Raw genomic sequence first — 12,436 nt, forward strand, 5'->3', positions numbered from 1 at the left:
GTTGCCTTGAGTTTTAAGCAGAGAAGCCATCCCTTGCGCTGGATTTAGATCCTGCAGCAGGGTTGGCTAGGGAACTTTGCTTCAGGATCTAAATCATGAGAAGCAACAAAAAAGCCCTTGCTGATGACGCCGGGCCTTGCTGATGGGACTTTTTCTCGTTATTGGATCGTGAGGGGCCATTCAACCCTGCCTGTTCGAGAGTTCCCGCCATCTCCATATGTAGTAGTTGTTACTTGCCTTAGTGGCAAAAGAAGCGCCATGAGCAGTGTTTTTGCGCATGACAGATCCCTAAATAGTCACTACTCTCTGCGTGGCCGGGTGATGGGGATCAATCGGTTCCAGGACAATGGAAACCTCAGGCTGATCACTGGGGGATTCACTAGTGCTTCAATTGAGTTGGCTGAAGGATGCAAAGCTGTTTTGTTGGGCTTAGTTCGCAGGCTTTCTTGTCTCTGGCAGACATTTTAAATATCGCTTTCAGCAGTCATGCGCTTCGCCTGGATGTTGGCCAAGTAACCGAGAACGACCGAGTGAACCATGAGAAGGGATTTTCGCTAATTAGGGCCTGAAAATGCTTAGTTCCTCAAAACAAAGGTTCTCTAGGCTGTGTCAATACCGTTAATGGGTTGATGGTAGAGAGTTCTCTGTTTAGAAGCGGACCGTGTATCAGGTAGTGGTGAAGGGATTGATCCACTTTTGGCAACGCCTGGGGCGATCGGAACTCCGCACCGCCAACGCCTCCTTTGCTTGATTTGAGATGGACGACTCAAAGAGAGATCTGGAAAAATTCCAGCAGGAGATTGATGAAGCGCAGGCCAAGGTCCGCAGGGTCAGCGAAGGAGGCTCATCTTTGATCAAGAAGCCCGCGAATTTGGATGTGGTTCTCGTGGTTGCCTGCGGACTTGGAGTGATTGCAGCTGGTGTTCACTTCGTTGGCCAGATGACCGATCAGCATCGTTTTGCGTTGATGACTGGGATGGATGGCGCTGGAATTGGCTTGGTTGCAGGCTTCGCTATCGGGGCAAACCGCAAAGAATCCTGAGCCTTTCGCCCATATGAGCAAGATCAGGCCAAGTTGGGCCTGATCTTGCTGAGATGTTGGGTAGGTTGATCTCAGAACCGTTTCTAGATATGGCGACCTATTCCTTTGATGTTGTCTCGGACTTTGATCGTCAGGAGTTGGTGAATGCGTTGGATCAGGTTCGTCGGGATGTTGGACAGCGCTACGACCTTAAGGATTCAAATACTGAGATCGAGTTAACACAGAGCGAAGTGTTGATCACTACTGCCAGCGATATGACGTTGAAGGCGGTGGAGGACGTGCTGCGAGCTAAGGCCACCAAACGAAACCTCTCGCTCAAGATCTTCGATTTTCAGACGCCGGAGGCGGTTGGTGGCAGCCGGGTGAAGCAGGTGGTGAAGCTGCGCAAGGGTTTAAGCCAGGAGTTCGCCAAGAAGTTGAGCAAGTCCGTGCGCGATGAGCTCAAGAAGGTGACCGTGGCGATTCAAGGAGAGAGTTTGAGGATCACCGGCAAAAACAAGGATGATCTGCAAGCAGCGATTCAGTTAGTCAAAAGCAAGGAAGATGATTTAGATGTGCCGCTTCAGTTTGAAAATTATCGATAATGAAATATTCTTGTGAATGTTGATGTGTGTATAATACTGATAGTAAAATTCTTTGTTTAAGTATTAGATATGAATCATTCGAAGGGGGAGAAGATATTTAACCAAGGTATAAGGCTTGTGCTTGCTCTGAGCATGGCTTGTCTTATGGCTGAGAAGTCTATGGCCAACCAGTTTGGTAGTCAGAAATTTGGGATTAAGGAGTCTACAATTGAATCCATTCATGATGCTTTTAATGAGAGAGAGATTGATTGCAAGCAATTAATTCAGAGCTATTTACATCGAATCAAGAAGTATAATTTTAGCCTCGAAAGAGGAGCTCCGCTTAATGCATTTGTTGCACTTAATCCGAATGCAGTCAGACAGGCAAAGGCTCTGGATAGGCATTTTAAACAGAGCAATCAATTGATTGGCCCTTTACATTGCATCCCGATTGCTGTTAAAGACAATATTGATACCGTTGACACTCCTTCCACTTCTGGGTCGTTGGCTTTACTTGGCTCTCAGCCAATCAGTAATGCTTTTTTGGTGAATAAATTGCGAGCCGCTGGCGGCATCATTATTGGTAAAGCCGCTATGGATGAATTTGCTTCTGGCGGGGAAGGGATTAGTGGCCGCAGCGGAAGGATTGGCAATGCTTATGACCCTAATCAAAATCCAGGTGGCTCAAGCGGAGGCTCTGCAGTTGCAGTGAGTGCGAACTTTGCTGTGTTGGGGATCGGTACGGATAATAGTGGCTCGGTCAGAGTGCCTGCAGTCTTCAACGGGGTTTATGCCATTCGCCCAAGCACGGGGCTGATCAGTCATTCAGGAATTCTCCCGAGAGGCAACCTGGATGGAGTCGCTGGCGTGATGGCAAGGTCGATTCCTGATCTTGCTATTGGCCTTGCTGCGATAGCAAACACATCTGATCCTGATGATCATTTAACGAAGCAAGTGCCGCGCACAGATTCTTATGCAAATAATTTAAAAACTGCTTCCCTTGATGGAAGGCGAATTGGCGTGATTCGCAGTGTTGCAGGCAATGATGTCTTTGACGCCACCGACAAGACTTCAATGGCTATATTCAATCAGGTCACAGCCAGGCTTGAGAGAAAGGGCGCATCACTTGTTGAAATCAATCTGCCCTTATTCGACACGAACAGAGACAATAATATGGCGGGCGAGGCTGAAGATATTGATCAATACCTAGGTTCTTTTGCCTCTACCAGAAGGAGTCTTCAGGACATATGTTTATCTGGTCGCACACGGCTAGGCGAGAAAGCCTGCATAGGCTATATGGAAAGCATTGCGCCAAAGTATAGCGATCGATATGATTCTGCGTTAAAGACTTTTGAGAAGAATAGAAACTATGTAGAGGGATTGATGCGAGAAGATGGCATTGATGCTTTGCTAATGCCACTTAGTTCTTGGCAACCCCCAATTTATTACGATGATATGTATCGCACAGCCACAACGGAATCGCCGGTTGCGTCAAACTCCGGATTGCCGGCAATTGCTTTGATTGCTGGTTGGACATCGGCAACTCCAGCAATGCCGATTGGCTTTGAGTTGATTGGTTTTCAATATGGAGAGGGGGGGTTGATCGGCCTTGCGCAGGCTTATTCTTCTGGTCTTCCAGGCAGGCCTTTGCCTGAATTAAGCGCAGATAATAATGACTCTCCTTTCGAGGATATTTGTGTTCAAGGAATCAATTACTTTATTACTCAGGCTGGTTGGCATAGTTATAAGCAGTTCCTAAAGGATGCTAATGGTCAGAATATTGAGCCAGCTGCTTACCAAAGGTTTTTTGAGCAGCAAACGCAAAAATTCTCTCAGGCAAATCAACAGTCTGTCCAAGCTTGTGAATAACTGCTCTGCTTATCCAGCTTTTTCCTGTTCTTGAGAGGCTTCTGCTCCGCGAACACAGGCAGAATTAGCGCTTGCTAAAAAACGAGAATTGAATTAACTCTCGCTTCTCAACTTTTAGTTCTAGATGTAACACCTTAGCTTCGGCTCGTTTGTATTTGCGCAAGAGAGCTGTAAGAACAGCTCTCTATTTTCGTTGTCTGTTCACGCCACTGCTGCAAAACTCTCGCGGAATGCCTTCAAGGTGGTTTCGATGTCTGCTTCGGAATGGGCAAGGGATGTGAAGCCTGCTTCGAAGGCACTTGGGGCTAGGTAGATGCCCCTTTCGAGCATGGCCCGATGCAGCTTGCCGAAGAGTTCGGCATCGGTTGCTTTGGCATCTTCGAAATTGCGTACTGGGCCTTCGCAAAGGAAGAAACCGAACATCGCACCGATGCTGTTGCCCGTAATGGGAACCTCTGCTGCTTTGGCTGCTTCGAGAATGCCTTTAATTAAGCGCTCCGTTGTGCTTTCTAGGCGCTCATAAGTGCCTTCTTGCTTGAGTAGCTCAAGGGTCTTGATGCCAGCCGTCATGGCAAGCGGGTTGCCACTCAGCGTGCCGGCTTGGTACATGGGGCCTGCGGGGGCCACCATCTCCATGATCTCGGCTCTGCCGCCATAAGCACCAACGGGGAGCCCACCACCGATCACTTTCCCCATGGTGGTTAGATCAGGCGTAACGCCAAAGCGGGCCTGAGCACCTCCGTAGCTGATGCGGAAACCACTCATGACTTCATCAAACACAAGTAAGGCTCCGTGTTCACGGGTGAGTTCTCGTAAACCTTCCAGGAAACCAGGCTCTGGAGTAATGAATCCGGCATTTCCTACGACCGGCTCAAGGATCACCCCGCTGATTGCGTCAGGATTCTCGGCAAACAGCTCTTTGACTGCCTCGAGATCGTTGTAGGGCGCAGTGAGGGTGTTACTGGTGGTGCTGCGGGGCACCCCTGGTGAGTCGGGTAGACCGAGAGTTGCCACCCCGGACCCAGCTTTCACCAAAAACATGTCGGCGTGCCCGTGATAGCAGCCTTCGAATTTGATGAGCTTGTCGCGGCCAGTGAATGCGCGCATCAGCCGCAGTACAGACATGCAGGCCTCAGTGCCGCTATTCACAAAACGGACCATCTCGACGCTGGGTACGGCGTCGATCACCATTTCAGCTAGTTGATTCTCTAGCTCACATGGGGCACCAAAGCTTGTGCCCTTTTCAAGCGCATCTTGTAGAGCAGCGATGACTTCTGGGTGGGCATGCCCGCAGATTGCGGGCCCCCAGCTGCCGATGTAGTCGATGAAGCGATTGCCATCGACGTCCCAGGCGTAGGCACCCTTTACGCGGTCAAACACGATCGGTTGACCGCCTACGGAGCGGAATGCTCGCACTGGAGAACTAACGCCACCAGGCATTAAGCGCTGGGCGGCGCTGAAAATCGCTTGGGAGCGGCTGGTGTTCAAGGCTGAAGCTGTCACAGGGACCGAAGCCAAGTGGCTGATACGAACCGTTCGCCATCTTGACCCAAAAAGGTCAGAAGCGGATGAACTGTGTCAGGCCATCCGTTTACTTCAGTGTTTGCTGCCTAGGTTGTTGGACAGATGCGCGGGCATGGTGTCCCACGACTGGACTGCTCTAGACAGGGACTTAAGGCGATTTTTGCCGAAGAAGTCGGTGGTCTCCAAGCGGCAAGAGTTGCTCGTTTACGACTGTGACGGGTTAACCATCGATCGTCATTGTCCTCCTTTGGCAGTGTTGCCCGAGACCACTGAGGAGGTGTCTCAGGTCTTGGCTTGTTGTCATCGCTATGGCATCCCTTTTGTCGCTAGGGGTAGTGGTACGGGGCTCTCGGGAGGTGCATTAGTTGAGCAAGAGGCGCTGTTGGTGGTGACTAGTCGCATGCGCAGGATCCTTTCGATGGACTTTGATAACCACACCGTTACGGTGCAGCCAGGAGTGATCAATAGTTGGGTGACTCGGGCGGTCGCTGGGGAAGGGTTTTATTACGCCCCTGATCCTTCCAGTCAGGTGGTGTGCAGCATCGGCGGCAATGTGGCCGAGAACTCTGGTGGTGTGCACTGTCTCAAATATGGCGTCACCAGTAATCATGTGCTGGGGCTTGAGGTTGTGCTTGCTGATGGCACGGTGACCCTTCTCGGTGGTGGATTGTCGGAGCATGCGGAGCTCGACCTGCGTGGGGCCTTTATTGGCAGCGAAGGCACCCTGGGGATCGCCACAGCGATCACTCTGCGGCTCTTGCGGGCGCCGCAACATGTGACTGTGCTGCTCGCAGATTTCCCCACCATGGAGTCTGCTGGCGAGGCGGTCTGCCAGGTCACCGCTGCCGGAGTTTTACCTGCAGGAATGGAGATCATGGACAACTTCATGATTAATGCAGTCAATGATCTGTTTGGCTTCGACGAATACCCTCGTGATGCCGCGGCTGTGCTGCTGATTGAGCTCGATGGTCAGGCGGCGGAAGTCACTGTGGCCGCAGACCAGGCCAGTGGACTTTGTAGCAAGGCAGGAGCGAGGACCATTCGTCGTGCAGAAGAGGCTGCTGACCGTGCCTTGCTTTGGAAGGGACGCAAGTCAGCATTTGCTGCGGTTGGGCAGATTTCACCCACCTATTACGTGCAGGACGGTGTCGTGCCACGCAGCACTTTGCCGAGGGTGCTGACGGCAATAAAGAGGCTTAGTCGAGAGTATGAGTTGCCGGTGGCCAATGTTTTTCATGCTGGCGATGGCAATTTGCATCCTTTAATCCTCTACAACGCAGACACGCCTGATGTGGAGTCTCGTGTTCGGGATCTGGGGTCGGCCATTCTGCGTGAGTGTCTTGATGTTGGCGGCAGCATCACTGGTGAACATGGGGTTGGGGCTGATAAGCGCTGTTATCTCGATTGGATGTTTGCAGCGGATGATCTGTCCACAATGAAACTGCTACGAAGAGCCTTCGATCCAGATGGACGGGCCAATCCTGACAAAATTTTCCCCACTCCAAAAAGCTGTGGTGAGTCGGCTCGGCGGCAGGTCATCTTGACTTCAGAAGGTCTTGAGATGCCTTCAGAAGCCAAGGCATTCTGACTCTCAGGAGGTGAATCCTTGACTGCGACTATTGCCTTAAATAGCCATGTCCTTCAATTGCTGAACAGTTCCGGCATCTCCTCATCGTCATCAGTTGGAGGCCAGTTGAGATCTACGCTTACCGGGGCATGATCACTAGGCTTTTCATGGCCCCTTAGATGCTTTTGAATCACACAGCTTCTGGCCTGACTGAGAAGCTCATCGCATAGGTAGATGTGATCAATACGCCAACCCTGATCACGGTCCCAGGCACCACTTCGATAGTCCCACCAGCTCCAATGGTTGGCATCTGGTTCGAACACGCGGAACACGTCGTGGAGCCGGTCTCCTAAAACCTTTAGAAGAGCCTCTCTTTCAAGCTCGCTAGCCATAATCCCTCCCGTTAGTCGTTCGGGATGATGAATGTCTCTTGCTTCCAAGGCGATATTGAAATCCCCAACGAGGCAGAGGGGTTCATCCCGTTTCGCTTGTGCGCTCAGATAGCGGTTTAGGCAGCGCAGCCATTCGAGTTTGTAGGGATATTTCTCCGATCTCAGAGCGGAACCGTTGGGAACGTAGACATTAACGATACGAATGTTGTTGACGAGCGCGCTGATGACGCGCTTTTGCTCTCCCAGTTGCAAGGCTTCGGCATCCTCTGGGAGCTCACCAGTGAAGCCCCGGCGCACATCTTCGAGAGGTTGACGGCTAACGATTGCAACGCCGTTATAGGCCTTCTGTCCGTGAAAGTGCACTTGATAGCCCTGAGCTTCAAAGACCTCGTGAGGGAACTGCGGATCATCCACTTTTGTCTCCTGGAGGCAAAGCAGATCGGGTTGGGCATCCTGTAGCCAAGCTTGCACCTGATCGAGGCGGGTGCGAATTGAGTTGACGTTCCAGGTAGCGATCTGCACAGGTCATGGAAATCTGATCATGACAATTAGCATTAGCCTTGCTGAACTTGGGGATGCGTCATTGATCAACCGAGCCCCCTTAGGTCTTCATCCCTTGTGCAAGCTTGGCTTGGCTGCACTGCCAATTGCCTTGCTCAGCCTGACAACAGTTGTCGATCGTGCTGAAGCACAGCTTTCAGGTGACTATCAGACACCACAGGAGCGTGATCTTTACAACACCGTTCCGGGGAACAACGACAAAGGAACGATTCTCGATGCCACCAATCCGATGGACCTTATGAATCGTTTGCGAAGGTCCACAGCTATGGACGATGCCACAGCTCCTTCTGATGCAATCGATGCAGCCCTCAAGGCCCTGGAATTGGAGAGTTCTGAGGCTTCGGCGAATCAGCCCTGAGGACACTGTTTGAACCTTTTGTGCGGATTGAGTTAAGCCTCCACTGACTCGCCAGGCCATCAATCAAGGGATCAGCTTCGCCTGGTTTGTTACGGCGTTCTCTAGCTTCTTGAAGCAGAGTTTGTGCTTGCTGGTCTTGGCCTTGCTCCTGCCGCATGAGAGCAAGGGCGAGCAAGGGACGTGCGTCTGTTGGTGACTCATTTGATAGAACGCGATAGAGCGCAGCGGCAGCCTTGGTTTGTCCTATCTGGCGCTGCAAATCTGCCAGGAGAAGCCCTATGGGTATGCGCTTGCCTTTCGTTTTGGACTCAAATCTCTTTTTGAGTTCAGTAACGGCTGCTTTTTCTCTCCCGGCCTCTAGGTCAAGCAAGATCTTCAATTGCAGGACCTCAAGGTTGTGAGGCTGGATGGTCATTAGCTGGTTGATGTCCTTCTGGGCTCCATCGCGATCTCCCTGTTCGCGCTTTAGTTCCGCGAGCATCAACTTCCATAACCAGGTTTTTGGCTGCCTGGCCATTAGCAGTTCAATTTGGGTCATTGCCTCCTCGTTGCGGCCTAGTACCAGCAATCGCTCCAGCAGCTTCTGCTGTTCTTCTGTGTTCAGATCACCATTATTTTGTTGATCTAGCAGATCTTTCACCTGCCGATTGAGGATCTCCCGATTGCCCAGAGCTCTTGACTCAGGTGCGATCAATTGCGCTCCAAACCAGGCCAGTGCTGAGGCGGTTATGAGCCCAGTGATTAGAAGGATCATCCCGCGGGAGGGCAGAATCCTTTCGGGCTTAAGCACTTCAGCGAGCAGAAAATTACCTGGTCAGTCTGGGACGGTTCACGAATGCTGGCTAGATTTCCAATTGGGCCAGTGGATGCCCTTTTTTTCGATGCGCGACCATCCGATTCCTGCGGCCACTGAGCCGTTGCAGTACAGGGCCATCGGTGTCGTAAGAGGCACTTATCGGCCGCAAGATTCTGAGAAGTTCACTCGAGGTTTCCTGGTGGATTCTGACGGGGTTGAGATTGAGGCTGTTGTCCTAGGCCGGGTGCTCACTTTGATGCGTCGTCATCTAGCCATGGATCAACCTCATCTATGGGTCGTCTATCCCCGCTGCCGCGAAGCGGATCATCTGCATCTACAGATTTCTGGAATCTGGGAGCCCAGCACCCTCAAACAAACCTTGCTTGATGAAAGTGATTCAGAGCGTTCGAGTGATTCCAACTTGGAAATTGAAGATCAGCTTCCTCAAGGGGACGACTACTTTTCTATTCGTGGTGAATTGATCTATACCAGGCCTGAAACCGGTGACCTGGTTTTGAAGGTTCGCCAGAAACCTAGGGCTGATGGCAGTAGACCATTGCCGTTCAAATTGCAATTAAAAGGGGATGTGCCCCTCAGTAACCTGCGTCATTTTGTGAGCTTGGAGGTGCGACGTCATGGGCAGCAGCTTCACCTTGAAGACTATGAAGTGATGGGGCCGATGCCTACTCGCGGTGGCAAGGGGCGAGGAGGAAGAGGTTCCCTTGTTCGACGGGATGGACGCGGTAGCCAGCCCAATAACTGAATGTCGTTGATCCAACCTTTCTGCTTAAGCCTTGGTGTTAGATCCTTCGCTGCATTGGCTGCCTATTTAGGCGTTGCGATTGCTATTGGTTTGGCTGTGGACAAGCTGTATTGGCAGTCTGTTCATGTTTTGTTTGGTCAGTTTCCCAAGGGACTTCCTCAGGGGCAATGACGGCCCTGTTTGTTGACTGCCCAACTGGTCTGGCTGGTGACATGCTCCTGGCCGCATTTTTGGATCTGGGTGTGCCTCGGGCCGTGATTGAGGCTCCCCTTGCAGGACTTGGCCTTGAGAAGGGTTATGCCCTTACGGTCGCAGAGGACCGCAGCGCCGGCTTGAGGGGGCTGCGGTTATCCGTCGAAGGGCTCGACTTGGAGCCTCCTCATCGGCTTTGGCATGACATCAGAGCGCTGATCATGGAGGCTGATTGGTCAGAACCTTTGCGCACCAAGGTGTTGACGGTGTTCAAGGCTTTGGCGGAAGCAGAGGCTGCGGTTCATGGTCACCCGATCGAGCAGGTGCATTTTCATGAAGTGGGCATGATCGATGCTTTGGTTGAAGTGGTGGGCGTTTGTGCGGCTGTTGAGCACTTGGCCCCCGAACAGATTGTCTGCGCCGTACCTCCGGCGGGGCGAGGCAAGACGGCAACAGCTCATGGCTTCTTGCCGGTTCCAGTCCCGGCCGTTTTGGAACTAGCCCGAAGACATCAAATCTGCCTCGAGGTTGGTGATGACCTCCCGGCTTGTGAACTCACCACTCCGACGGGGCTTGCCTTGATGGCGGTGCTGGCAGAGCGCTTTTGTCAGCCTCCCTCGCTAAGAATCAACGCGATTGGCGTGGGTTTGGGACACCGCAATCTTGATCGCCCAAACATCCTGCGAATCTGTGAGCTCGATGGTTTCGCGAGTGAGCGATCTGAAGAAGAGATGGCTGGTTTGAGATGGCAGCCGGTGGTTGTGCAGGAAGCCTGGATTGATGACGCCACGCCTGAGGACGTTGCCGTTTTCAGTGATCAGTTGAGGGATGCCGGAGCGTTGGATGTTGTTTCTGAGCAAGTGCAGATGAAAAAAGGTCGCCAGGGGGTCAGTGTGAAGGCATTGGTGACTGCTGAACAGGCTCCTGGGTTGCGAGTGGTGTGGTTCTCTCAGGGAACGACTCTGGGGTTGCGGGAGCACTCTCATGGGCGGTGGTTGCTGCCTCGTCGTGGGGGATCCTGTCCCACGCCATGGGGCTCAGTGCGTGTCAAGCAGGTACGGCGACCTCAAGGGATCCTCACTGTCAAGCCGGAGCATGACGATCTCCTTCGCCTCAGTGTTGAGACGGGCCATTCTATGGAGGAGTTACGCCGTGAAGTGTTGTTGGCTTCGGAGGATTTTGTTGCAGATGAGGATTGGACATGGTGATCTCAGGCTTGATTCGCCATGGGCGGGGTTTGAGGTTTTGGCTGGGCAAGGTTGCTCTCCCAGGTGGGTTTCGACTCTGGATCACGCTCGCAAGTCTTGCCTTTGTGGTGGTGGCATTGGTCAGCCATGGGGCACAGTTGCGTCAGCTTTCCCTGAGTGGCCTGGCCTGCTGGTGGCTGGTGCTTGGCGTGGGCATCAGCTGGTCGAGCCTTGTGGTGAATGCACTCGCCTGGCGAGTGTTGGTGGGTTGGTTGGGCCATCGACCCAGGCAAATATCACTGATTCCCCTTTTCCTGAGTAGCAATCTGCTCAAGTATCTGCCTGGCGGGATCTGGCATTTGGTTGAGCGAATGCGGGTGTTAAGGTCCCATCTGGGGGCCGGGCCTGCATTGGCTTCTGTGTTGCTCGAGCCCTTGCTCATGGCCGTAGCGGCCCTGCTTTGGGTTCCCTTCGGAGGTTGGCAGTCAGGCCTTGCGATGGCCTGTTGCTTGCCAGCAATGTTGTTGATACCTCGCTGGAGAGAGCCCCTGCTCAGACGCTTAGAACGTGCCAAAGCCAAGCAGCTCGATCGGGTTGATGCGGATCTGGTTGGTGTTGTTTCAGCAGAATCATTGGGCAGTGGACGAGACGACTACCCCTGGAGTTCGCTGGTGATGGAGATGCTCTTCGTGGCGTTTCGCTTTGCTGGATTTTGGTGTTGTGTGATGGCGTTTTCGCTGAGCACCAGCTTGTCGATGGGGGAATGGTTGGCAGCGTTTGCCTTGGCTTGGACTGTGGGCTTGGTCGTTCCTGCAGCTCCTGGAGGGCTAGGGGTTTTTGAAGCCACTCTTTTGTTGCGAGTGGGCTCTGAGGTGCCGGAAGCTCCCTTGTTAGCGGCGGTGCTCTGCTACAGGGTGATCGCAACGATTGCCGATGGGCTTGCCGCTGCTGCGGTTGCGGGGGATCGTGCGTTATGGAAGCGACAGATGGTGCATTAGCGAGGCAGACGGCGAATGCAATGAGGTGATGAGATGTCTCAGCTTTTAAAAATTAAATTGTCTATAAAAGTCTGAAACCTTTATTGTTAATGTCAGCTTGGCGGCAGCATTGATAAATCTCCGGCTCTAAGTCGCACGTTCTCTGTGTTGTTGAGTTGAGATAAATCGGGGTGCATTGTCGCTTGAAATGGTTCGGCATTTATCCTTTCTGAATGACTGAAAAGGCTGAGTCAATGATCGGAATCAATGGCACTTCTTGTTGCAGAGTTGCTTGCGCCTTGTGTTAGAGAGTGCTGGAGAGATTCAGGTTTCTTGGGGTATTCTAGGGGTAGGATTTCGCTTAATGACTGTCAAACTATAAAATCATGGCCGGAGGCTAAGGCCTTGGAAGAGAGGCTTCTGGGCTAAAAGTTCTCTTTGAGCTCAAAGAATAGTAGCTTGCTAATCCTCTTTGATGCAGTGACTTTTACACTTTGCTCGTCATCGCTTCTGGCGAAAATTTTCAATTTGATTGGATTGGTTTGAACTGCAAGAAGTTCTCTGAAATCTTCTTATGTCCGTAGATTTTGCTAAGCACCGGTTCGTTGTGAACATAAATTTGTATCGCATGCATCACACTGTTGC

The 12,436-nt window shown here is 52.1% G+C and carries 13 protein-coding genes; 10 read left to right on the forward strand and 3 right to left on the reverse strand.

Annotation, left to right across the window (positions count from 1 at the left end; genetic code table 11):
• Positions 1–123 precede the first annotated feature (123 nt).
• The 4 genes from SIB41_RS02050 to SIB41_RS02065 all read left to right on the forward strand — a co-directional run bounded on the left by SIB41_RS02050 (position 124) and on the right by SIB41_RS02065 (position 3,474).
• Positions 124–468 (forward strand): hypothetical protein, encoded by a 345-nt coding sequence (locus SIB41_RS02050; RefSeq protein ID WP_413360061.1) that lies wholly within the window; start codon positions 124–126, stop codon positions 466–468.
• Between the two features lie 289 nt (positions 469–757).
• Positions 758–1,042 (forward strand): hypothetical protein, encoded by a 285-nt coding sequence (locus SIB41_RS02055; protein WP_413360063.1) that lies wholly within the window; start codon positions 758–760, stop codon positions 1,040–1,042.
• 89 nt (positions 1,043–1,131) lie between these two features.
• Entirely contained in the window at positions 1,132–1,626 is a 495-nt protein-coding gene (locus SIB41_RS02060) for a YajQ family cyclic di-GMP-binding protein (RefSeq protein WP_413361320.1), read from the forward strand.
• A 159-nt stretch (positions 1,627–1,785) separates the two neighbouring features.
• The gene (locus SIB41_RS02065; RefSeq protein ID WP_413361322.1) at positions 1,786–3,474 is read left to right on the forward strand and encodes an amidase; all 1,689 of its coding nucleotides are present in this window, start codon (positions 1,786–1,788) and stop codon (positions 3,472–3,474) included.
• 201 nt (positions 3,475–3,675) lie between these two features.
• On the opposite strand, the gene hemL is transcribed toward SIB41_RS02065, so the two are convergent.
• Positions 3,676–4,977, reverse strand: a complete 1,302-nt coding sequence (hemL, locus tag SIB41_RS02070) for a glutamate-1-semialdehyde 2,1-aminomutase (RefSeq protein WP_413361324.1) — start codon at positions 4,975–4,977, stop codon at positions 3,676–3,678.
• A gap of 133 nt (positions 4,978–5,110) precedes the next feature.
• Here hemL and SIB41_RS02075 point away from each other — a divergent pair, with 133 nt between their 5' ends.
• Entirely contained in the window at positions 5,111–6,586 is a 1,476-nt protein-coding gene (locus tag SIB41_RS02075) for an FAD-linked oxidase C-terminal domain-containing protein (RefSeq protein ID WP_413361326.1), read from the forward strand.
• A 53-nt stretch (positions 6,587–6,639) separates the two neighbouring features.
• Here SIB41_RS02075 and xth read toward each other — a convergent pair whose 3' ends face one another.
• On the reverse strand, positions 6,640–7,479 hold the full coding sequence (gene xth / locus SIB41_RS02080; RefSeq protein WP_413360066.1) for an exodeoxyribonuclease III: 840 nt from the start codon (positions 7,477–7,479) through the stop codon (positions 6,640–6,642).
• Positions 7,480–7,498: 19 nt separating this feature from the next.
• On the opposite strand from xth, the gene SIB41_RS02085 reads away from it, so the two are divergent.
• Entirely contained in the window at positions 7,499–7,876 is a 378-nt protein-coding gene (locus SIB41_RS02085) for a hypothetical protein (RefSeq protein WP_413360068.1), read from the forward strand.
• On the opposite strand, the gene SIB41_RS02090 is transcribed toward SIB41_RS02085, so the two are convergent.
• Entirely contained in the window at positions 7,827–8,630 is an 804-nt protein-coding gene (locus tag SIB41_RS02090) for a tetratricopeptide repeat protein (protein WP_413360070.1), read from the reverse strand. The genes SIB41_RS02085 and SIB41_RS02090 overlap by 50 nt on opposite strands.
• A 127-nt stretch (positions 8,631–8,757) precedes the next feature.
• Between SIB41_RS02090 and SIB41_RS02095 the strand changes: the two genes are divergently transcribed.
• Genes SIB41_RS02095 through SIB41_RS02110 form a run of 4 tightly spaced genes read left to right on the forward strand, consistent with a single transcriptional unit; the run spans position 8,758 to position 11,812 of the window.
• A complete protein-coding gene (locus SIB41_RS02095) occupies positions 8,758–9,435 on the forward strand; it encodes a hypothetical protein (protein ID WP_413360073.1) in 678 nt (225 codons plus the stop codon).
• Positions 9,436–9,606 carry a hypothetical protein gene (locus SIB41_RS02100; protein ID WP_413360076.1) on the forward strand — a complete coding sequence of 57 codons (171 nt, stop codon included), beginning with the start codon at positions 9,436–9,438 and terminating at the stop codon, positions 9,604–9,606.
• Positions 9,603–10,835: a LarC family nickel insertion protein gene (locus tag SIB41_RS02105; RefSeq protein ID WP_413360078.1), complete on the forward strand. Its 1,233-nt coding sequence runs from the start codon at positions 9,603–9,605 to the stop codon at positions 10,833–10,835. Before SIB41_RS02100 ends, SIB41_RS02105 begins: the two co-directional genes overlap by 4 nt.
• Positions 10,829–11,812 (forward strand): lysylphosphatidylglycerol synthase transmembrane domain-containing protein, encoded by a 984-nt coding sequence (locus tag SIB41_RS02110; RefSeq protein ID WP_413360081.1) that lies wholly within the window; start codon positions 10,829–10,831, stop codon positions 11,810–11,812. Before SIB41_RS02105 ends, SIB41_RS02110 begins: the two co-directional genes overlap by 7 nt.
• Positions 11,813–12,436: the final 624 nt, after the last annotated feature.

Source organism: Prochlorococcus sp. MIT 1201, from assembly GCF_047303415.1.
Classification (GTDB): domain Bacteria; phylum Cyanobacteriota; class Cyanobacteriia; order PCC-6307; family Cyanobiaceae; genus Prochlorococcus; species Prochlorococcus marinus_D.

Bases quoted from the DNA above. Each gene is read 5' to 3' on its own strand.
- SIB41_RS02085 (WP_413360068.1), top strand. From the start codon at position 7,499: ATGACAATTAGCATTAGCCTTGCTGAACTTGGGGATGCGTCATTGATC.
- SIB41_RS02095 (WP_413360073.1), top strand. From the start codon at position 8,758: ATGCGCGACCATCCGATTCCTGCGGCCACTGAGCCGTTGCAGTACAGG.
- SIB41_RS02065 (WP_413361322.1), top strand. From the start codon at position 1,786: ATGGCCAACCAGTTTGGTAGTCAGAAATTTGGGATTAAGGAGTCTACA.
- SIB41_RS02090 (WP_413360070.1), bottom strand. From the start codon at position 8,630: ATGATCCTTCTAATCACTGGGCTCATAACCGCCTCAGCACTGGCCTGG.
- SIB41_RS02050 (WP_413360061.1), top strand. From the start codon at position 124: ATGACGCCGGGCCTTGCTGATGGGACTTTTTCTCGTTATTGGATCGTG.
- SIB41_RS02110 (WP_413360081.1), top strand. From the start codon at position 10,829: ATGGTGATCTCAGGCTTGATTCGCCATGGGCGGGGTTTGAGGTTTTGG.
- SIB41_RS02100 (WP_413360076.1), top strand. From the start codon at position 9,436: ATGTCGTTGATCCAACCTTTCTGCTTAAGCCTTGGTGTTAGATCCTTC.
- SIB41_RS02105 (WP_413360078.1), top strand. From the start codon at position 9,603: ATGACGGCCCTGTTTGTTGACTGCCCAACTGGTCTGGCTGGTGACATG.
- SIB41_RS02055 (WP_413360063.1), top strand. From the start codon at position 758: ATGGACGACTCAAAGAGAGATCTGGAAAAATTCCAGCAGGAGATTGAT.
- SIB41_RS02060 (WP_413361320.1), top strand. From the start codon at position 1,132: ATGGCGACCTATTCCTTTGATGTTGTCTCGGACTTTGATCGTCAGGAG.
- SIB41_RS02075 (WP_413361326.1), top strand. From the start codon at position 5,111: ATGGTGTCCCACGACTGGACTGCTCTAGACAGGGACTTAAGGCGATTT.